Source organism: Mesorhizobium sp. M00.F.Ca.ET.216.01.1.1 (assembly GCF_004010325.2).
Taxonomy (GTDB): Bacteria; Pseudomonadota; Alphaproteobacteria; order Rhizobiales; family Rhizobiaceae; genus Mesorhizobium.
Genome location: NZ_SADR02000052.1, coordinates 1 through 20,485, shown reverse-complemented (window position 1 = coordinate 20,485; position 20,485 = coordinate 1). Strand labels below are relative to the sequence as shown.

General features: G+C 63.9%; 19 protein-coding genes and 1 pseudogene. 12 read left to right on the top strand and 8 right to left on the bottom strand.

All coding sequences use genetic code 11. The features are described from left to right. Window positions 1-285: 285 nt before the first annotated feature. Window positions 286-573, bottom strand: coding sequence for an usg protein (locus tag EN859_RS34185; RefSeq protein ID WP_127856988.1), 288 nt, complete (start codon window positions 571-573; stop codon window positions 286-288). A 368-nt stretch (window positions 574-941) separates the two neighbouring features. Between EN859_RS34185 and EN859_RS34180 the strand changes: the two genes are divergently transcribed. From EN859_RS34180 to EN859_RS34170, 3 genes are all read left to right on the top strand, one after another. Further along, window positions 942-1,256 (top strand): co-chaperone GroES, encoded by a 315-nt coding sequence (locus EN859_RS34180; RefSeq protein WP_127856989.1) that lies wholly within the window; start codon window positions 942-944, stop codon window positions 1,254-1,256. Between the two features lie 45 nt (window positions 1,257-1,301). Further along, the gene (gene groL, locus EN859_RS34175) at window positions 1,302-2,930 is read left to right on the top strand and encodes a chaperonin GroEL (protein WP_127856990.1); all 1,629 of its coding nucleotides are present in this window, start codon (window positions 1,302-1,304) and stop codon (window positions 2,928-2,930) included. A gap of 101 nt (window positions 2,931-3,031) precedes the next feature. Beyond that, window positions 3,032-3,247, top strand: coding sequence for a hypothetical protein (locus EN859_RS34170; RefSeq protein ID WP_127856991.1), 216 nt, complete (start codon window positions 3,032-3,034; stop codon window positions 3,245-3,247). Between the two features lie 81 nt (window positions 3,248-3,328). Here the strand turns inward: EN859_RS34170 and EN859_RS34165 are convergent, their stop codons facing one another. Beyond that, window positions 3,329-4,120, bottom strand: coding sequence for a LysR substrate-binding domain-containing protein (locus EN859_RS34165; protein ID WP_348632967.1), 792 nt, complete (start codon window positions 4,118-4,120; stop codon window positions 3,329-3,331). Window positions 4,121-4,387: 267 nt separating this feature from the next. Here EN859_RS34165 and EN859_RS34160 point away from each other — a divergent pair, with 267 nt between their 5' ends. Continuing rightward, a complete protein-coding gene (locus EN859_RS34160) occupies window positions 4,388-5,356 on the top strand; it encodes an MBL fold metallo-hydrolase (protein WP_127856992.1) in 969 nt (322 codons plus the stop codon). A 261-nt stretch (window positions 5,357-5,617) separates the two neighbouring features. Here EN859_RS34160 and EN859_RS34155 read toward each other — a convergent pair whose 3' ends face one another. From EN859_RS34155 to EN859_RS34145, 3 genes are all read right to left on the bottom strand, one after another. Next, window positions 5,618-6,634 carry an ABC transporter permease gene (locus tag EN859_RS34155; RefSeq protein WP_127856993.1) on the bottom strand — a complete coding sequence of 339 codons (1,017 nt, stop codon included), beginning with the start codon at window positions 6,632-6,634 and terminating at the stop codon, window positions 5,618-5,620. Beyond that, window positions 6,631-8,202 carry a sugar ABC transporter ATP-binding protein gene (locus tag EN859_RS34150; protein WP_127856994.1) on the bottom strand — a complete coding sequence of 524 codons (1,572 nt, stop codon included), beginning with the start codon at window positions 8,200-8,202 and terminating at the stop codon, window positions 6,631-6,633. Before EN859_RS34150 ends, EN859_RS34155 begins: the two co-directional genes overlap by 4 nt. A 234-nt stretch (window positions 8,203-8,436) precedes the next feature. Continuing rightward, window positions 8,437-9,384, bottom strand: coding sequence for a substrate-binding domain-containing protein (locus tag EN859_RS34145; protein ID WP_127856995.1), 948 nt, complete (start codon window positions 9,382-9,384; stop codon window positions 8,437-8,439). A gap of 437 nt (window positions 9,385-9,821) precedes the next feature. Here EN859_RS34145 and EN859_RS34140 point away from each other — a divergent pair, with 437 nt between their 5' ends. The 6 genes from EN859_RS34140 to EN859_RS34115 all read left to right on the top strand — a co-directional run bounded on the left by EN859_RS34140 (window position 9,822) and on the right by EN859_RS34115 (window position 16,303). After that, window positions 9,822-10,811 carry a sugar phosphate isomerase/epimerase family protein gene (locus EN859_RS34140; RefSeq protein WP_127856996.1) on the top strand — a complete coding sequence of 330 codons (990 nt, stop codon included), beginning with the start codon at window positions 9,822-9,824 and terminating at the stop codon, window positions 10,809-10,811. Window positions 10,812-10,875: 64 nt separating this feature from the next. After that, entirely contained in the window at window positions 10,876-11,937 is a 1,062-nt protein-coding gene (locus EN859_RS34135; RefSeq protein WP_127856997.1) for a substrate-binding domain-containing protein, read from the top strand. A 101-nt stretch (window positions 11,938-12,038) separates the two neighbouring features. Further along, the gene (locus EN859_RS34130) at window positions 12,039-13,553 is read left to right on the top strand and encodes a sugar ABC transporter ATP-binding protein (protein WP_127856998.1); all 1,515 of its coding nucleotides are present in this window, start codon (window positions 12,039-12,041) and stop codon (window positions 13,551-13,553) included. Window positions 13,554-13,569: 16 nt separating this feature from the next. Then, on the top strand, window positions 13,570-14,547 hold the full coding sequence (locus EN859_RS34125) for an ABC transporter permease (protein ID WP_189502444.1): 978 nt from the start codon (window positions 13,570-13,572) through the stop codon (window positions 14,545-14,547). After that, window positions 14,544-15,419: a MurR/RpiR family transcriptional regulator gene (locus tag EN859_RS34120; protein ID WP_127856999.1), complete on the top strand. Its 876-nt coding sequence runs from the start codon at window positions 14,544-14,546 to the stop codon at window positions 15,417-15,419. The genes EN859_RS34125 and EN859_RS34120 overlap by 4 nt, the downstream gene beginning before the upstream one ends. After that, complete coding sequence (locus tag EN859_RS34115; RefSeq protein WP_127857000.1) at window positions 15,416-16,303, top strand: ribokinase; 888 nt, start codon at window positions 15,416-15,418, stop codon at window positions 16,301-16,303. The genes EN859_RS34120 and EN859_RS34115 overlap by 4 nt, the downstream gene beginning before the upstream one ends. Before the next feature lie 84 nt (window positions 16,304-16,387). Here EN859_RS34115 and EN859_RS34110 read toward each other — a convergent pair whose 3' ends face one another. Then, window positions 16,388-17,395 carry an aldo/keto reductase gene (locus EN859_RS34110; protein ID WP_127857001.1) on the bottom strand — a complete coding sequence of 336 codons (1,008 nt, stop codon included), beginning with the start codon at window positions 17,393-17,395 and terminating at the stop codon, window positions 16,388-16,390. Between the two features lie 180 nt (window positions 17,396-17,575). Between EN859_RS34110 and EN859_RS34105 the strand changes: the two genes are divergently transcribed. Further along, window positions 17,576-18,322, top strand: a complete 747-nt coding sequence (locus tag EN859_RS34105) for an MBL fold metallo-hydrolase (RefSeq protein ID WP_127857002.1) — start codon at window positions 17,576-17,578, stop codon at window positions 18,320-18,322. Between the two features lie 138 nt (window positions 18,323-18,460). Here EN859_RS34105 and EN859_RS34100 read toward each other — a convergent pair whose 3' ends face one another. After that, window positions 18,461-18,994 (bottom strand): transglutaminase-like cysteine peptidase, encoded by a 534-nt coding sequence (locus tag EN859_RS34100; RefSeq protein WP_127857004.1) that lies wholly within the window; start codon window positions 18,992-18,994, stop codon window positions 18,461-18,463. A gap of 494 nt (window positions 18,995-19,488) precedes the next feature. Here EN859_RS34100 and EN859_RS40620 point away from each other — a divergent pair, with 494 nt between their 5' ends. Continuing rightward, complete coding sequence (locus EN859_RS40620) at window positions 19,489-19,953, top strand: hypothetical protein (protein ID WP_189502442.1); 465 nt, start codon at window positions 19,489-19,491, stop codon at window positions 19,951-19,953. 355 nt (window positions 19,954-20,308) lie between these two features. On the opposite strand, the pseudogene EN859_RS34090 reads toward EN859_RS40620, so the two are convergent. After that, window positions 20,309-20,485: pseudogene (locus EN859_RS34090) on the bottom strand (ISAs1 family transposase); the annotation flags it as partial.

The window sequence follows — 20,485 nt, the reverse complement described above, 5'->3', positions numbered from 1 at the left end:
TCAGGCACCGCGCCAAAGTCGCTCTCAAGACAGGAAATGGCAGTCGCTCCTTCGCTCAACTGCCTCTCCAAAGAATCCTTTCTCAGCCTAAACTCAACCCCAAAATCGCCATATGCGATTCCCCTGCTTGTGGGGGAAGGTGGATCGGCGCGTAGCGCCGAGACGGATGAGGGGTGTTCCAGCTTGGCGCCTGCTTACCCCTCACCTGGATTGCCAACCGATTTGTGAGGGACAAATCGGGGCAATCCGACCTCTCCCACAAGCGGAGAGGTAAGGGCGTGCCACTCACTGCAGCGTAATGATGCCGTCCACGGCCCGCCATTCGGAGGGCTGGATCAGGCGATGATGGGCGATGCGTACGGAATGCAGCGGACCTTCGATCTCGCGCTCCCAGAAATCGAGGAAATGTTTCAGCGTCGGGAAATCCGGGGCGACATCGTACTCCTGCCAGATAAAGAGCTGCAGCAGGCTCCGATGATCGGGAAGACGATAGTGGATCTCCGCCGTCGTCAGGCCATAACCCTGCATCTGAAGCCGGAACTCGTTGCTGACCCGAAACTCATGACTGGCCATGCCTGTCTCCTTTCCGAACGATCAGGCGTTCCATCCTCCGATCGCAAAAACGCTTCCAGTTCCTCATCGGTTCCGGTCGCCGGCAAGCGGCGCCGGGATGCAAGGTGATTTTGGAAGATTGCGTCAGGATTTCAAGCGGCCCAAGCTAACCGCGGCCCTGAATAGCGCCATGATTACAGGGCGTTGGCACTCGAGGTTAGCGAGTGCCAAAACATTTTCACGGCCCTCTTGAAAGCCTGTAATGCCAGACTAATTCCATATGCGCGTGACGCCTGGAAAAGGGTCGCGCACCGTCGCGTTGGCCGCTGCTCCAGGTCGGCTGCGGAGGGAGGATCAAAAGAAGCTGTTTGTCCCAAGAGGAGAACGACATGGCGTTCCGTCCATTGCATGACCGTATCCTGGTCCGCCGCATCGAGGTCGACGACAAGACCGCAGGCGGCATCATCATTCCCGACACCGCCAAGGAAAAGCCGCAGGAGGGCGAGGTGATCGCCGCCGGTCCCGGCGCGCGTGACGATAGCGGCCAGCTGCAGCCGCTCGACGTCAAGGTCGGCGACCGCATCCTGTTCGGTAAATGGTCCGGCACCGAGATCAAGCTCGATGGCGAGGATCTGCTCATTATGAAGGAGAGCGACGTGTTGGGCGTGATCGAATTGACCGGCGAAGTGAAGAAGGCCGCCTGAGCGGGGCCGCAGCAACGCAAGCTGCCTGTTTGAAGGAGTTATCCAATGGCTGCCAAGGATGTGAAATTCCATACCGAAGCCCGCGACAAGATGCTGCGCGGCGTCGATATCCTTGCCAATGCGGTGAAGGTGACGCTCGGTCCCAAGGGCCGCAACGTCGTCCTCGACAAGTCGTTCGGCGCCCCGCGCATCACCAAGGACGGCGTGACGGTGGCGAAGGAGATCGAGCTCGAGGACAAGTTCGAAAACATGGGCGCGCAGATGGTGCGCGAGGTCGCCTCGAGGACAAGCGACACGGCCGGCGACGGCACCACGACCGCGACGATTCTTGCTCAAGCGATCGTCAGGGAAGGGGCCAAGGCTGTCGCTGCGGGGATGAACCCGATGGACCTGAAGCGCGGCATCGACAAGGCGGTCGACGCCATCGTCGCCGAACTGAAAGCTAACGCCCGCAAGGTGACCAGGAACGACGAAATCGCCCAGGTCGGCGCCATCTCGGCCAATGGCGATGCCGAGATCGGCCGCTTCCTGGCCGAGGCGATGGAAAAGGTCGGCAATGAGGGCGTCATCACCGTCGAGGAAGCCAAGACCGCCGTGACCGAGTTGGAGGTGGTCGAAGGCATGCAGTTCGATCGCGGCTATCTCTCGCCCTATTTCATCACCAACCCGGACAAGATGCGCGTCGAGCTCGAAGAACCCTATGTGCTGATCCACGAAAAGAAGCTTTCCAACCTGCAGGCCATGCTTCCCGTTCTCGAAGCCGCCGTGCAATCGGGCAAGCCGCTGCTGATCATCGCCGAGGATGTCGAAGGCGAGGCGCTAGCGACGCTTGTCGTCAACAAGCTCCGCGGCGGCCTGAAGGTTGCAGCCGTCAAGGCGCCGGGCTTCGGCGATCGCCGCAAGGCCATGCTGGAAGACATCGCCATCCTCACCGGCGGCACGGCGATCTCGGAAGACCTCGGCATCAAGCTCGAAAACGTCACGCTGGAGATGCTCGGCCGCGCCAAGAACGTGCTGATCGAGAAGGAGAACACCACCCTCGTCGACGGTGCCGGCCGCAAGGATGAGATCCAGGCCCGCATCTCCCAGATCAAGGCGCAGATCGAGGAGACCACCTCCGACTATGACCGCGAGAAGCTGCAGGAGCGGCTGGCCAAGCTCGCCGGCGGCGTCGCCGTCATCCGTGTCGGCGGCTCGACCGAGATCGAGGTCAAGGAGCGTAAGGACCGCGTCGACGACGCCCTGCATGCAACACGCGCCGCCGTCGAGGAAGGCGTGCTGCCGGGCGGCGGCGTGGCGCTGCTCAGGGCGGCGAGGGCGCTTGACGGCGTCGTCGTCGACAATCCCGACCAGAAGACCGGTGTCGAGATCGTGCGTCGCGCCATCGAAGCGCCGGTGCGCCAGATCGCCGAGAACGCCGGTGCGGAAGGTTCGATCATCGTCGGCAAGCTGCTCGAGACGACCGACTTCGGCTATGGCTGGAACGCGCAGACCAACGAGTTCGGCGACCTCTACAGCCAGGGCGTCATCGACCCGGCCAAGGTCGTGCGCACCGCTCTGCAGGGCGCCGCGTCCGTCGCCGGCCTGCTCGTCACCACCGAGGCGATGGTGGCCGAGAAGCCGAAGAAGGACAGTGCTTCCGCCATGCCGGCCGGCGCCGGCATGGATTACTGACGCCGGGCTCTGACGCCGGACGTCTGATGCGAGATGGGCCGTGCCCGCCGATAGCGGGCGCGGCCCTGTCGGCTCAACCCGAACGTTTTTGAGGTGTTGCCATGGATACTATAGACAGTTTCGCAAATATCGCGGCGCCCACGCTTTCGCCGACCGATTTCAACTACGAAACCGAGTGCAGGGCGGCGCTGGGGCCGCTGATCGACGGATTGCTGGACACGGCCGAGCAGGCCGGCTGGAACCGCCGCAAGGCGGCCTACACAATCATGTTCCTGTCGGCCCAGAAATTGACGACCGCCAAGGAGGAGCAGGGATGACGCAAGCGCGGATGGCCGGGTGAGGGGCATCGTATTCGTCTCATGCGGCAGGCTCGAACGCACCCTGTGGCCATCGACAAGCTATCCAAAGCGTTTCACCATGAAGTCGACGAATGAGCGAAGCTTTGGACCCGGCCGTTCGTCCGGAGCAAATAGAATGTGCATTGGCCGTGAAGGCGGTCCGCAGTCGAGCAGCACACGGACTAGCCTTCCGGCTTCAAGATCATCCGCAACGAGGGCGTTGGGCTGGAGGATAATCCCGAAGCCGGCAAGCGCTGCCGCGCGGAGGGCTTGACCGTTATTTGTGGTCAATCGGCCCGCAACGTTTACAATTCTCTTTGCGCCGTTTGCATCCTTGAATTCCCAGGAGCCGCGCGGTGCCCAGTGAACGAATCCAAGGCATTCATGATTGCCAAGATCCGCTGGCGACGACGGCGCTCCGTGTTTCGCCAGATAGCTCGGTGCAGCGCAGGCGACTAGCCGGTAGGGCGCCAGAGGGCGCGCGATCAAAGTGGAGTCCGTCAAAACGCCGACCCGGACAACGGCGTCGTAACCTTCCTCGATGACGTCCACGATCCGGTCATTCAAACTGAGATCGACTGAGACCTCGGGATACGCCCGCAAGTACTCGGGCAATACCGGCGCCAAACAATGAGCGCCGAAGGTAACAGGTGCATTCACACGTAGCCGGCCGCGGGGCGCCGCCTGGCTTTCAGCGGCACAGGACTCTGCGGCCTCGACCTCCATCAGCACTGTCTTGCAACGCTCATAGAAGCACCGCCCGGTATCGGTGAGACTTTGACGACGTGTCGTGCGGTTGATGAGACGCACGCCGAGATGGTCTTCGAGCATCCTGACGTGTTTTCCGACCATAGGCGCAGACAGGCCGAGGGCATCAGCTGCGGCGGCGAATGAGCGGCTTCGACCACCTTGACGAAAACGGCCATGCTCGACAGGCGGTCCATGATTAAAAACCAATGATTTCGAGTAAGCGTCCTGAATCGCTATTTATCCCTGAAATGATATCGGATCAATATCCAGCGGAACCTTGGCCGGATCGGATTGCCGGAGCAGTGCACACCGTTCTGACGTCCGGCCGGCCTCATCGAAAACCAAATCAACGAAAATGGAACACTGGCCATGCCGATATTCGATAGACGCTCATTCCTGAGGCTGGGTACTGCAGGATTGGGTGCCGCTTTGCTGACGAACGGCGCTGCTGCCCGGGCGCCGTTTCTCGGCACCCAAGTGCCGGCCTTTCATCGATTCATGATCGGCTCGACCGAGGCGACTGTCGTCTCCGATGGCCCGCTTCCCTTGGGCAAACCAGCCGCCAGCTTCAACGGATTTGCTGCAGGTGAGATCACCCAATTGCTGCAGGGCAATTTCCTGCCAACCGATGATATCGTTCTCGAACAAAACATCCTCGTTCTCAACACCGGCGATAAGCTCATCGTATTCGATACCGGGGTCGGAACATCGACGATGTTCGGCCCGTCGCCGGGCAAGCTACCGACAACATTGGTGAAAGCTGGCATCCAACCTCGCGATGTCGACGCAATTGTCCTTAGCCACGCGCATCCCGACCATTGCGGGGGTCTTGTCGATGCCGATGGTCGAGCTGTCTTCCCAAACGCTCAGGTCTACATCAGCTCGGCCGACTTCAACTTTTGGACCGACGAGGCCAAGCTTGGCTCTCAGCTCAAGCCCTTTATCCAGATTGCCCGCCGTAACCTGTTACACTTACGCGATCGGGTTGTCTTCTATGCCGATGGCCAAGAGTTTCTGCCGGGCGTTCAGGCACTTGCAGCGCCGGGGCACACGGTAGGGCATACCATGTTCATGATCACCTCCGGCTCCGAAACCTTCTGCTATGCTGCGGATCTGGCCCATCACTATGTTCTGCTGCTGGAAAACCCTCGTGGGGAATTCGTTTATGATACCGATGCCAAGCAGGCAGCCTCAACGCGGGCCCGGCTGCTCGACATGCTGGCGTATGACCGCATCCGATTAATGGGATACCATTTTCCATGGCCTGGTGTGGGCCATGTCGTGAGGCACGGCGAAGGTTTCCACTATATTGCCCAGCCGGTAAAAACGGTTCTGTAAACCGCCTCCCGCGCGGAGGCACCGATCTGCCTTCTCCCCTTGTTGTGCTTGTTGTGGGAGAAGGTGGACGAGCCCAATGGCCTTGCCTTCGGCAGGTCCGGGACGGCTCCGCGAGGTCGGCGTCCTCCAGCTTGGCGGCACCGGCGGCGCTCCGTCCAAAGCCCCTCTCGGCGATACGCGCCGATCCGCCGCCCGGGCGAGTCACGGGCCTGGCCGCCCTTTGGCCCCCACAAGGGGAGAAGGCAAGGCCGCGCACCAGCATCACCTCCTCACCCGTGACTTCAGCCAGCGGTCGAACGCCACAGCGAGGATAAGGATGATGCCGATGACGATGCTTTGCGTGTAGGATGAGACGTTGTTGAATTGCAGCCCGTTCTGCAGCACGCCGATCAGTCCCGCGCCCACCACCGTGCCGCCGACGCTGCCGATGCCGCCGAACAGCGAGGTACCGCCGATGACCACTGCCGAGATCACTGTCAGCTCGTAGCCGATGCCGGCGACCGCTTCCGAGGAATTGAGCCTCGCCGACAGCACGAAGGCGGCAAGGCCGGCGAAGAAGCCGACGATGATGTAGACCGAAATCAGGATGCGGTCGACGCGCAGGCCCGACAGCCGCGCCGCCTCGGCATTGCCGCCGACGGCGTAGACCGCGCGGCCGTAGCGCGTGTAGCGCAAGACGATGTGGCACAGGATCGCCGCCGCCGCGAAGATGATCGCCGGCACCGGCACCGGGCCGATCAGCCCGGTGCCGAACCAGCGCATCGAGGCATCGAAGCCGGAGATCGGGCCGCCATTGGAGATCGTCAGCGTCAGGCCGCGAAACACGGTGAGGCCGCCGAGCGTGACGACGAAGGGCGGCACCTTCAGCCGGGTGATGGCAAAGCCCTGGACGCCACCGGCGAGAGCGCCGACGATGACTGCGGCCAGAAGTGCGGCGCACCAGCCATAGCCCTGCGTGCCTGATGTGGCCAGCGACAGCGTGTTGGCGGTGCCGCCCTTGGCCACCACAGCCGCGACCATGCCGCAAAAGGCCAGCAGCGAGCCGACCGACAGGTCGATGCCGGCGGTCAGGATGACGAACGTCATGCCGAGCGCGATCAGCCCGGTGATCGAGATCTGGCGCATGATGTTGAACAGGTTGATCGGGTCGATGAAGCTCGGCTTCAGCACGGTGAAGACGACCATCAGCACCGCCAGGAACATCAGCGGGCCGAAGCTCATCAGCAGGCGCGCGAAATTGATGCCGCCGCGCTGGGCCGGTTCGGTGGTGCTGGTCATTGCGTCGCTTCCTGCTTCTGGTCGAGCGCCATCAGTTCCATCAGTCGTTCCTCGGTCGCCTCGATACCGGGCATCTCGCCGGTTATGCGCCCGCGCCGCATGGTGACGATCCTGTCCGACACCGCAAGCACTTCGGGCAATTCGGACGAGATCATCATGATGGCGATGCCGCGCGCCGCCAACTGCACCAGGATCTGGTGCACCTCGGCCTTGGCGCCGACATCGACGCCGCGTGTCGGCTCGTCGACGATCAGCACCTTGGGGCCGCGCGCCAGCCAGCGGGCAAGGACGACCTTCTGCTGGTTGCCGCCGGACAGCCCCTCGATCGCCTGCTCGGGCGAGGCCATGCGGATCGACAGCGTCTTCCTGTAGTTGGCCAGCGCCTGGCGCTCGCGGCGCTCGGTCATGAAACCGGCGGCGTTGCTGTAGCGGCCGAGTGCGGCGATGGAAAAATTGGTGAGAATGGCGAGCGTGGCGAAGATCGCCTGCTGCTTGCGGTCTTCCGGCACCAGGCCGATGCCGAGTTTGATGGCATCGGCCGGTGTTTCAGGCGCGATCGGCTTGCCGTCGAGCGTGATGGTGCCGGCGGCGGTGCGGTCGGCGCCGAAGATGGCGCGGGCGAGCTCGGTGCGGCCGGAGCCGACCAGACCGGCGACGCCCAGTATCTCGCCCGCCTTGAGGTCGAGGTCGACGCCTTCGAGCACAATGGCGTGCGGCGCCTGCGGATCGCGCACCGTGCGCAGGCCGCGGATAGAAAGCCTGACATCGCCGGCGACGTCGCGCTGCGTTGGCCTGGCATAGAGCTCGGAGGCGGCGCGGCCGACCATCTTCTCGATGATTTTGGGCAGCCTGATCGGCCCGCCATCGCGGTCGAGGTGACCGGCCAGCTTGCCGTCACGCAGTACCGTCATGCGGTCACAGATGGCCGAAGCCTCTTCCAGCCTGTGGGTGACGAACATGACGGCGACGCCGTCCCTGCGCAGCCGGTCCATGATCGACATCAGTTTTTGCACTTCGGTTTCGGTCAGCGCCGAGGTCGGCTCGTCCATGATGATCAGGCGGCTCTCCAGCGACAGCGCACGCGCGATCTCGACCAGCTGCTGCTCGGCGACCGACAGCGCCGACACCGGCGTCGCCGGATCGATATCGAGGCCGACGCGGGCGATGATCGCGCGGGTGTCTTCCTCCATCTTCCGCCAGCTGACCAGCCCGAGCCGGCCGAGCGGCGCGCGGCCGATAAAAATGTTCTCAGCCACCGTCAGCGTCGGGATCAGGCTCAGTTCCTGATAGATGGTGACGATGCCGTGGCGCTTGGCATCCTGCGGATTGTGCGGGGCGAATTCGACGCCGTCGAACAGGATGCGGCCGCTGGAGGGCGGCATCACGCCGGACAGGATCTTGAGCAGCGTCGACTTGCCGGCGCCGTTCTCGCCGAGCAGGCCGAGGATCTCGCCGGAGCGGACCTCGAGCGAAACGTCGTTCAGCGCCGTCACGCCGGCAAAGCGCTTGGTGACGCCCTCGACGGCGAGGAGGACGGGGCTCGGCGCTACGGCTTCTGCTGCGGACAACGCTTGCTCCCTGAAAAGTTTGGCCGGCGGGACAGCGCCCCCCTCTGTCCTTCCGGACATCTCCCCCACGAGGGGGGAGATTGGATGTCACCTCGGCTTTCGCAATCTCCTACGTTGCAGAAGGGCGCCACCGGCGAAGTTGCCAATCTCCCCCCAAGTGGGGGGAGATGTCCGGCAGGGCAGAGGGGGGCGCGACAGAGCGCTACTTTTGCAACTGCGCGCCCTCGACCCCGCTTACTTCGTCTCGCCCAGCCTTTCCGCCTTGTCGAGGTTGTCCTTGCCGATGACGATCGGCGTCAACAGCACCAGCTTTTCCTTCGGCTCGGTCTTGTCCTTGGCGTAGGCGACCGCGATCTGAACCGCGGTGCGCGACTGCTCGCCCGGGAACTGCTCGACCGTGCCGGCCAGCTTGCCGTCGCGCACGGCGACCAGCGCTTCGGGCAGCGCATCGAAGCCATAGATCTTGACGTCGTTGAAGTTGCGCGCAGCACACGCTTCCAGCGCACCAAGCGCCATGTCGTCATTGGCGCAGACGATCGCGTCGGGTTTGCCGTTGGCGGCAAGCCCGGCCTCGGTGACCGAGAGCGCCTCGGCGCGGGCGAAGTTGGCGGTCTGCTCGAAGATGATCTGGTACTTGTCTTTCAAGGGATCGAGCACGTTGTGCACGCCCTTGTTGCGGTCGATCGCCGGGCCGGCACCGGGCTGGCCCTGCAGGTGGAACAGCTTGGCGCCGTTCGGGAACGCCGCCACCATGGCCTGCGCCTCGGCCTCGCCGCCCTTGACGTTGTCGGCGCCGACATGGGCCAGGATGCCTTCGACGCCCTCGACGCGGCGGTCGATGGTGACGACCGGAATGCCGGCCTGAACCGCTTCCTCGATGGCCGGCGCCAGCGCATTGACGTCAAGCGGCGAGATGACGATGGCGTTGACCTTCTGCACGATCGCCGCCTCGATGTCGGCGGTCTGCTTAGGCGCCGAGTTCTGGCCGTCGCTCTCGGTCAGGTTGACGCCTTGCGCCTTCGCTTCCGCCTTGATCTCGTTGAGCATGTGGACGAAGAACGGAAAGCCGAGGTTGGGCACCGAACCCAGGATGGTCAGCTTGTCGGCGGCAAAGGCCGAGGGAACGGCCAGGGCCAAGGTGCCCATCGCCACGGACGAGAGCAGGAATTCACGTCTGTTCATCGATTTATCCTCCACCACATGAGCGCACGACCTCGAAAAACCGTTCCGGTTTTTGCAAAGCGTCATGCGTCGATCCAGAATGGAGTGTCCTTTGAGCACCCAAGGGGACGCAACGGCGCTCCAGCCGGTCCACCGCAACGTTCTCCTCCGCTCGGCGCCGGCGCCAGGGATGCTAGCCAAGGGCAGGGGTTTGCGCAAGAACGGGTGCGATATGCCAGCCGTCGCCATGACTCGCTCTGACGGGCACCGCTGCGACGCCTGGAAGTCACGGCATGATGGTGCCGTCCACCCATCATGCCGTGACGTCTGTGCTAGGCCAACACGGACCAGAACCGGGCGCCCGAAGCCGACGGCCTGCGCCATACCCAACTTTTTTAAAGAGATAACTTTACAAATATTCATGATTGTGTGAAGTTGTGCCAAGCAAAAGGCCACCCATGACAACCAACCGTTTCGCCACCCGCCTGAATTCCTTTGCCTCGCGGCCCGAGGCCGAGTGGCCCGGCCTCGCCGGCAAGCCCTCGCTCATGCAGATGGCGGCGCGCGCGGCCAAGGTCGAAGGGCTCACCGACCTTGACCTCAATTTTCCTGACCATGTCGGTGAAAAGTCTGCGGAAATAGCGCGGAAGCTCGGCGATCTCGGGCTTTCCATCAATGGCTTTGCCATGCGCTACTATTCCAATCCGGCCTTCAAGCTCGGCGCCTTCACCAATCCTGATCCCGCGGTTCGCCGCGAAGCCATTGACCTGACCAAGTCCGGCATCGACGCCGCGCGTGAAGCCGGCGCCGGCCTGATGACGCTGTGGCTCGGGCAGGATGGCTTCGACTATGCCTTCCAGGCCAACTATGCGACGCTCTGGCAACACGAAATCGATGGAATTCGTGAAGTAGCAACGCATGATCCCGATTGCCACATCAGCCTCGAATACAAGCCCAACGAGCCGCGCTCCTACAGTCTGATGCCGGATGCGGCGACGACCTTGCTGGCGATCCGCGAGGTTGGACTGCCCAATCTCGGCGTCACCCTCGACTTCGCCCATGTACTTTATGCCGACGAACAGCCTGCCTTTGCCGCCGCACTGGTGGCGCGCCACAGCAAGCTTTTGGGCGTGCATCTCAACGACGGTTACGCCAAGCGCGACGACGGCCTGATGGTTGGCGCGGTGCATACCCAGCAGACGATCGAGCTGCTGCGCCAGATCCGCCGCGACGGCTACGCCGGCGCCATCTATTTCGACACGTTCCCCGACATGACCGGGCTCGATCCGGTCCACGAATGCGAAGTCAACATCGCGACCGTCAAGCGCATGCTGCGCGTCGTCGACCGGCTGGAAAAGGACAACCGCCTGTCTGCCGCCGTCGACCGCCAGGACGCGGTCGCCTCGCAAGCCATCATCCAGGAAGCCATGCTCGGGCCGGACACCTAAAGCGTCCGGCGAGCCGCACCGCCTTTCAACAAGGCCACCGTTTTTCAACAAGGGAGGAAAGACCATGAAACTTCAGCTTGCCAGCGCCGCCGCTGCCCTGATGGCTTTGTCCATAGGATCGGCCTTGTCCGCGGATCTTGCGCCGCTCAACTCCGATACCGAGAAGGATCGTATCGACTGGTCGCAGGTCGAGGCCAAGTTCGGTCCGTTCCCCAAGCTGCCCGACGGCACCAAGGCCGGTGCCGTCTCCAAGACGCTGACCAACGAATATTGGCGCTCGCTGGGTGAGGGCTACAAGTCGCTCGGCGACCGCGTCAGTGTTCCGGTCGTCTATCAGGCAGCGCAAAGCGAGGGCGACCAGCTCGGCCAGCTCACCATCGCCGAAGGCCTGGTCACCCAGGGCTACAACGTGCTCCTCGTTTCGCCGCAGACCGACTCGAACCTGCAGCCGATAATGGAACAGGCCAAGGCCGCCAACGTGCCGGTGGTCAACGTCAATGATGCGGTCATCCCCCAGGCCGAGCACTATGTCGGCAATCTCCAGCGCGACAATGGCCTGCGCGTCGCCAAATGGTTCATCAAGAACCGGCCGAATGGCGGCAAGGTCGCCATCGTCGAAGGTCAGGCCGGCGTCTATGCCGCCGTGCAGCGCACCGACGGCTTCAAGACCACGATCACCGAAGCGGGCAAGTTCGAGGTCGTCGCCAGCGTCCCGGGCAACTGGGACCGCCAGACCTCCTACGACGCCGCCACCAACATCCTGCAGCAGCACCCCGACCTGATCGGCTTCTATGCCAACAATGACGGCATGGCGCTGGGCATTGTCGAGGCCGTCAAGGCGGCCGGGCTCCAGGACAAGGTTGCCGTCTTCGGCACCGACGGCATCTCCGACGCCTATGATGCCTCGATCCGCGCCGGCGAACTGACCGGCACCGTCGATAGCTTCCCGGTGCTGACCGGCGAGGTGGCGCTCGACACGGCACTGCGTCTCGTCGCCGGGCAGAAGCTGCCGCGTGTCGTCGCCACGCCGCAGGCGCTGATCACTAAGGACAATGCCGACCGCTATTCCGGCGCTGGCGCTGCCGTCCGCAAGGCGCTGCTCGAGGACGCGGCGGCGGGCAATTAAAGGGCAGGGCGGTGGTGCCGGCTCTGCCGGTCGGCACCCTTGCCTGGAGAATAGAACCCCTTGCCTGGAGAATAGAACCCCTTGCCTGGAGAATAGAACCAATGTCTGTCCCCCGGCTGCAATTCGATGGCATTTCCAAGGTCTTTCCGGCTGTGCGGGCGCTCAACGATGTGTCCTTCTCGGTCGGTGCCGGCGAAATCCATGGCCTGCTTGGTGAGAACGGTGCCGGCAAGTCGACGCTGCTGCGCGTCCTGTCTGGTGTCTACCGCCCGACGGTGGGAAGCGTGCTGATCGACGGTCAGCCGGTGACGCTGAACAACCCGGTCGCGGCGCGCGCCGCCGGTGTGGCCATGATCCATCAGGAGCTGCAGCAGGTGCCGCGCCTCAGCGTCGCCCAGAATATGTTTCTTGGCCATCCCATCACGCGCGGCGTGTTTGTCGCAAGCCGCGAACAGGAGCGTCGTGCCGCCGGCGCCCTTGCCGCCCTCGACTCGTCGATCGACCCGGCTGCCCCGCTCGGCAGCCTGAAGGTCGCGCAGCGCCAGATCGTCGAGATCGCCCGCGCCCTGCTCGACAGCGCCAGGATAGTGGCGATGGACGAACCGACGTCGAGCCTGACGCCGAGCGAGTTCGAGCGCCTGGCCGAAGTCATTGCCGGGCTGGCGCGCGACGGTGTCGCGGTCGTCTATGTCTCGCACAAGCTGGACGAGGTGTTCGGCATCTGCCAGCGCGCCACCATCATGCGCGACGGCGTCGTCGTCGATTCCATCGATCTGGCAAAGGTCTCGGAAAAGGCCGTCGTTTCGATGATGGTCGGCCGAGAGCTTGCCCAGGAGCAGCACCGCTCCCACGCTTCCGGCGACGTCAGGCTGAAGGTGCGCGGTCTTGCGTCCGCGAAGAAGGTCCGTGGCGTCTCGTTCGACCTCCATCGCGGCGAGGTGCTGGGCATTGCCGGCCTGGTCGGGTCTGGCCGTACCGAACTGTTGCGGTTGCTGGCTGGAGCCGACCGCGCGTCCGCCGGCACCGTCGAGATCGGCGGCAAGCCCATACGGCTTTCCACCCCGCGCGATGCCATTGCCGCAGGCATCGGCCTGGTTCCGGAGGAACGCAAGCGCGAGGGCATCGTGCCGCTGCGCTCGATCACCAGCAACATGGCGCTCGCTTCGATGGGCGTGTTCGCGCCGCGCGGCGTGATCGATCATCGCGGGCTGAAGCGGGTCGCGGCCGAAAAGATGAAGCGGGTCAATCTGCGGCCGTTCCTGCTCGACCGGCCGATCCGCTTGTTCAGCGGCGGCAACCAGCAGAAGGCGATCATCGGCCGTTGGCTCGCGGCGGGAACGCGCATTCTGCTGTTCGACGAGCCGACGCGCGGCATCGATGTCGGCGCCAAGGCCGAGATCTATCACCTGATCGAGGAGCTCGCCGCCGAAGGCCATTCGGTTGTTGTCGTCTCCTCCGAGCTTCCCGAGGTGATCAGGCTTGCCGACCGCGTGCTGGTCATGCGCGACGGGGCGGTCGCCGCCGAACTGGAGCGCGCAAGCCTCAGCGAACAGGCGATCGCGGCGCACGCCATACCCCAGTCGGAAACGCAGGCCGGCAGGGCCCGCTACGCATAACGGACAGGACGATCGGATGACTGACATAACCGAACACACAGCAGCGCGGCCACAGGCCGACTTCCTGCGCCGGTTTTCCATGCGCGACGCCGGCACGCTGATCGGGCTGGTGGTGATCCTCGCCGTCTTCGGCGCGCTGGTGCCCGGCTTCTTCGCCGAGCGCAACCTGATCAACATCCTACAGCAGTCGAGCATCAACGCCTGCCTGGCGCTGGGCATGACGCTGGTGATCATCTCCGGCGGCATCGATCTGTCCGTCGGGCCGACCGCGGCACTTTCGGCCGTCATCTCAGCCTCGATGCTGGTCGCCGGTGTGCCGTTTCCGCTGGCCATCGCCACCGGCTTCGCCCTCGGCCTCGCCTGCGGCCTGGTGAACGGCATCCTTGTCGCCTATGTCGGGCTGCAGCCCTTCATCGTAACCCTGGGAACGTTGAGTAGCTACCGGGCGCTGGCGTTGATCTACACCGGAGGCAACCCGGTGCTCGGCCTGCCTGCCGGCTTCCGTGCCATCTTCAACGGCTCGCTGTTCGGACTGCCGTTGGCGGTCATCATCGTTGCCGCCGTCGCGCTGATCGCCTGGATCATCCTCAAGAAGTCGCCCTTCGGCGAATATCTGCTCGCCGTCGGCGGCAACGAGGAGGCCGCATACATAGCCGGCGTGCCGATCGCCCGCACCAAGATCGCCGCCTACATGATCTCGGGCCTGCTCGCCGCGCTTGCTGCGCAGATCCTGATCGGCCGGCTTGGCGCCGCCGAGCCCATTCTCGGCAATCTCTGGGAGCTTGACGCCATCGCCGCTGCCGCTATCGGCGGGGCTTCGCTGATGGGCGGCAAGGGCAGTGTGATCGGCACCATTCTCGGCGCTGTCATCCTCGGCGCCATGCGCAACGGCCTGACACTGATGAATGTCCAGTCCTTCTATCAGCTCCTGGCAACTGGCCTTATAATCCTCGCCGCGATGCTTATCGATCGCGTGACGAGGGGACGTGGATGACTTTGACCGGCCTTGACCTGAAAGCTGTAGGACCGCGGATCCGCATGATGATGCCGCATCTGACGCCGCTCGAGGCGAAGGTGGTGGAAACCGTCTTCGGACGGCGCGGCTTCGACGAGACCATCCCGCTGAAGCAGATCGCCGAGGAGGCGGGCGTATCGGAGGCGATGGTCGTCAAGATCGCCAAGAAGCTTGGCTTCTCCGGCTATCGCGACTTCCGCACCGCCGTCTATGAATATAGTCGCCTGCCGACCGCCGAAATGCATCAGGAGCTGTCGGCCGACGACAGTTCGGCCGAGATCGTGCAGAAGGTGTTCCGCACCTCCATCCAGGCGCTGGAGGAGACGCTCGCCATCCTCGACATGGACGATTTCGACCGCGCCGCCGATCTTTTGTACCGAGCCAAGAACCGGGACTTCTACGGCGTCGGCGGCTCGGCCCAGATCGCGCGCGATGTCTCGCACAAATTCCTGCGCATCGGCATTCGCACGTCCGTCTATGACGACTCGCACATGATGCTGATGTCGGCCGCGCTGCTCGACGCCGACGACATCGCCGTCGGCTTCTCGCATTCGGGCAACACCAGCGCCGTCATCGACGCCATCCATCTCGCCCACAAGAGCGGCGCTCGCACGCTGGCCATCACCAATTACGACAACTCGCCGCTGGCAGCGATCGCCGACATCGTGCTCTGCTCGACCGCGCAAGGGTCGCCTTTGATGGGCGAGAACGCGGCGGCGCGCATTGCCCAGCTTAACATTCTCGACGCGCTGTTCGTCGCGGTCGCGCAACGTGACTACCGGGCGGCGGAGCGCAACCTCGGCCGCACCATGTCGGCTGTGACGTCGAAACGGAAAGACCGGGGCGCATGACGACTGGCCTGCCGCTGGTGACCGTGTTCGGCAGCCTGCATTACGACATGATGGTCGAGGCACCGGATCGTCCGCGCAAGGGCGAGACGGTGACCGGCCATGCCTGGCATCCGAAATGCGGCGGCAAGGGTGGCAATCAGGCCGTGTCGGCGGCGCGGGCGGGCGTGAGCTCGGCAATGATCGGGGCGGTCGGCGACGACGATTTCGGCCGCGCTCTTCTCGACAATCTCGGCCGCAGCGGCGTCGACAGCCGCTTCGTGCGTGTCGAGCCTGGAGCCGGCTCCGGCATGAGCGTGGCGATCTTCGACGCCAGCGGCGACTATGGCGCCGTGATCGTGTCGGGCAGCAATCTCACGCTGGGCGACGAGGACGTTGCGGCCGCCTCCGATATGATTGCGCAAACTTCGGTGCTGCTGCTGCAGAACGAGGTTCCAGACGCCGCCAACATCGCTGCCGCGCGGGCGGTGAAGAGGCGCGGCGGCCGTGTCGTGCTCAATGCGGCACCGGCCCGAAAACTATCCGGCGAACTGATCGCGCTGGTCGACATCGTCATCGTCAACGCCATCGAGGCGGAATTCCTTGCCGGCGTTACGGTCGTCGACACGCTGGACGGCGCGGCCGAGGCGGCACGTGCGCTGATCGATATCTATCCGGCCGCGATTGTCACAGCCGGCGGCGAGGGCGTTGCCTATTGCGACCGAAACGGTCAGGCATTTGCGCTGCCCGCCATCCCGGTGAAGGTCGTCAGCACACATGGCGCGGGCGATGAATTTGTCGGCGCCTTCGCGGCGGGGCTTGCCCGGGGAGATCGGGTCGAGGCGGCAATCGCTGCCGCCAACACGGCCGCGGCCTTGCTGGTCGCGATGCCGGAACTGGAGCGGTGAGGAACGGTTTCCGTCACTGACCTCCTTGCGCGATGTCGCGTTTCATTCGACCAGTCGGGTGAGGGCGCGGTCGTCGGGATGCCCCTACCGATCAATCGTCGCCATCTTCCGCTCATCATAGCGCGGGCCGGCGACTTTGTCCGGTGCCAGCGCATCGTCGAGCGCCTGTATCTCGGCGGCCTCGAGGCTGATCGCGGCGGCCGCGACATTTTCCTCCAGGTACTTTCTACGCTTGGTGCCGGGGATCGGCACGATGTCGATGCCGAAACCAGTGCCCTTGTGCAGCAGCCAGGCCAGCGCGATCTGCCCGGGCTTGGCGTTCTTGACTGCCGCGACGTCGCGCACCGTGCCGGCCGCCTGCACGTTGGCATCGTAGTTGGCGCCCTGGTAGCGCGGGTCGCCATGCCGGAAATCGCCTTCGGGATAATCCTCGGCGCGCTTGACGTCACCGGCAAGGAAGCCGCGGCCGAGCGGCGCGAACGGCACCAGGCCGATGCCGAGCTCGGAAAGCAGCGGAATGATCTCCGGCTCCAGATTGCGTTCCCACAGCGAATACTCGCTCTGCAACGCCGATAGCGGCTGCACCGCGTGCGCGCGGCGGATGTTGGCCGCCCCTGCCTCCGACAGGCCGAAGAAGCGCACCTTGCCCTCTGTGATCAGCTGGCCGACGGCGCCGGCCACCTCTTCGATCGGGACCGCCGGATCGACACGGTGCTGGTAGAGCAGGTCGACATGATCGGTGCCGAGCCGGCTGAGCGAGCCTTCCACCGCCTCGCGGATGTGTTCGGGCCGGCTGTCGCGCTCGGTGCCGACCTGCTTACCGTTCTCGATGCGGAAGCCGAACTTGGTGGCGATCACCACCTCGTCGCGCCGGCCCTTCAATGCCCGGCCAAGCAGTTTCTCATTGGTGTACGGGCCATAGACCTCGGCGGTGTCGAGGAAGGTGCAGCCGAGTTCGATGGCGCGGTGTAGCGCGGCGATCGACTCCGCCTCGTCGGCCGGGCCATAGGACTGGCTCATGCCCATGCAGCCGAGGCCGATCGCCGATACCTGCAGCCCCTGGCTGCCGAGTTTGCGCGTGCTCATGGTCATCTGAGTTCCTCCAAACGGGGATAGGAAAACCATATAGGGCACTGGCCCCGTTTCCGCAGCGGTTCGGTCAATCGGATTTGGCATCCGACCTTGACCGCCGACATGTCACTGCTGACATAAGGCTGTCTGCAGTCCACGGGGTAGTTTTGCTGTATCTGGAACCAGAATAAGGCGGCGGACATGACCACGACCATCGACGAGATCGCACCGGATATTTTTCGCATCTCGGCCTTCGCGTCCGAGCTCGGCTTCAGCTTCAATCAATACCTGGTTCGCGACGAGCAGCCGCTTCTCTATCACACCGGATTTCGCAAGGCGTTTCCCGCCACACGCGATACCGTTGCCCGCTTGCTCGATCCCGCAACGATCCGCTGGATCGGTTATTCGCATTTCGAGCCGGACGAGTGTGGCGCGCTCAATGAATGGCTTGCAATCGCGCCAAACGCGAGCCCAATCACCGGCATTGTCGGCTCATCCGTCGTCTTGGAGGATTTCGCCGATCGCCCTGCAAGGGTCCTGCAGGATGGCGAGATCCTGCCCACCGGCAAGCGCTCGTTCCGGTTCCTCGCCACGCCTCATCTGCCCCACGGATGGGATGCAAGCCTTCTGTTCGAGGAGACGACCCACACGCTCTTTTGTTCGGACCTCTTCATGCATTCCGGCAGTGGGCCTGCAATTGTCGAAACGGATATTGTCGAACCGGCCCGCGAAATGATGGCCGCTTCGCTCGACAGCCCGTTCGCACACAGCCTACCCTGGACGCCGCACACCGAGATCATGTTCGAGCGCCTCGCCGGCCTCGAGCCGCAAGTGCTGGCGGTGATGCACGGCTCCGCCTATCGCGGAGATGGGTCCAAAGCTCTTTTGGATCTGTGCGGCGTGGCTGGCGAACTCGCATCCGCATCGCACCGGGCAGACATTTCGTAACCGCGGAGGCCGGATGCCCGCAGCCCAGAAACGCTCTAAAGCATTTTGCAGCCAAATGGAATCATTTGGCGCCCGCATAAATGCGGCAAAACAAACAGTTAGAGCGGTTTTTCCGGTTCCAGGCGAACCGGAACCGATCTAAGAGCCGATCCGCATCCACTTGCCGTTTTCGGACTGGGATTGGCGGGCAAAATAACGGTACGAAGTTCGCGACCAATCCCTGATGGCGCCGGTGCGGTTGTCCAGGATCAGGTCGCCCTTGTCGGTGCGAACCGTGAGCACCGTGTGACCCTCGCCACCGAGTGTTGCGACCGTCAGCAGCAAGGCGGAAGCTGGCCATCCGCGCTTCAGCAGCTCGCTCTTTTTCAGGATCGCAATGTCCTCGCAATCGCCCTCTTTGGTCGGCACACGCCAGTCGTCGTCGCTGCCTGTCGTGGCGAGGTCGCTACGCTCCTTGATCCGGCCGTTGACGGACCTGTTCACGGCCTCGAGCTCGGCCTTGTGTGCCGGCGTCAGCGCCACCTGCTTGATCCGCCCATTGGTGCTGCAGAATCTTGGCTGCCTGGCGCAGAAGCTGCGCGAAGCCGGTGGGGGGAATGCGTACCCCTTTGTGACCATCATTGCCTTGGTTTCGGTGGCGTGAACGGTTTCACTGCAGCCGGTCGCAACCATGGCTGCAGCAACAAGCGCTGCTAAACGAATCACTTAGACCCCTCTTGATTAGTGCGCGCTGATAATCCTTACAGACTATGGTAAATCAACCCTTACCAGGGTCGTTTCCACCTGAGGTATGCTTAACAATATGTTTCCGACTGTCGGAAACAGTTGTCATAGCGCCCGGTGTTGGGGCCGGGAGCGCTTCCATTGGGAGGAAGAAATGCACCTGTACCTGACCCGGGCGGGCAGGATTCGTTCGGCCCTGCTCATTTCATCCGCTCTTGTGACGGTGGGTTTGACCACTTCTGCATCAACCCAGAGTAGTCCGCGGCCGCGGCTGACAGCCGCGCAATGCCAACCGCTTACCGACGCCAACTATGGGCGTTGCTGTATCGCGATCAATCGCAGCAGCATCCTTTCGGCCGATCAAATCGCACAATGCCCACCCCTCACCACCTCTCTCATCTCGGCGACCATCGCCAGTGATGGCGAAGGCGGCGACGGAGGCCATGGCTCTGGCGGCAACGGCGGCGGCGGTGGTTCCGGTGGTGGCGGCTCTGGCGGTGGCGGCGGTGGTGATACCGGCGGTGGCGGCGGCGGCGGTGGCGGCTCTGGCGGCGGCGGCGGCGGCGGTGATACCGGCGGTGGCGGCGGTGGTGATACCGGCGGTGGCGGCGGTGGTGATACCGGCGGTGGCGGCGGCGGTGATACCGGCGGTGGCGGCGGCGGTGATACCGGCGGTGGCGGCGGCGGTGGTGGCGGCGGTGATACCGGCGGTGATACCGGCGGTGGCGGCGGCGATGATACTGGCGGTGGCGGCGGCGGTGATACCGGCGGTGGCGGCGGCGGTGATACTGGCGGTGGCGGCGGCGGTGATACTGGCGGTGGCGGCGGCGATGGCGGCGACTCCGGTGGCGGCGGCGATAGCGGTGGCTCCGGCGACGGCGGCGGCGGCTGAGCCACGCCAGACATAACGATCAATGCCCGCTGCCGAAAGGCGGCGGGCCTTTCCTCCTGTAGGCGATACTCCCGCTGCGCCATCATCGGCGCCACTTCGCATTTGATCTGGGTCAATACGCTCTTCCCCCGATGCGCCTATCTGGTTTCCTGTCTTGGGAAGGACGCAAGGCGGGCGGGTGGTCCGGGCCTGGCTGAAACCAGCTTCGGCACGGGCCGCCCGCAACCTTTCATCGATGCCGTCGTTGCCAAACAAGCGGACAGGGCGGACCGCGTTTAGCCGAAGCCACCACGCGCTTGGTCATTCTGGGGCAGAGCAGCAGCGAAGCGACGCGGCGGAGACCGGTACGACAGCAGGGCTCCGAATCCAGGTTAACGGCGGAGCTCGCCGAGGATTGCGGCGAGGTAGTCGGTGCTCCACCCGGCCTTTTTGCGTCTGAGTTTGATGGAGTGCTTATCGCTGACGGTACGGACCAGGTTGATGGCGAAATGGCGCACGATGGCCATGTTGAGGGCGCCGTGGCCTTTTCTGAGCCGCGATTGGTCGTC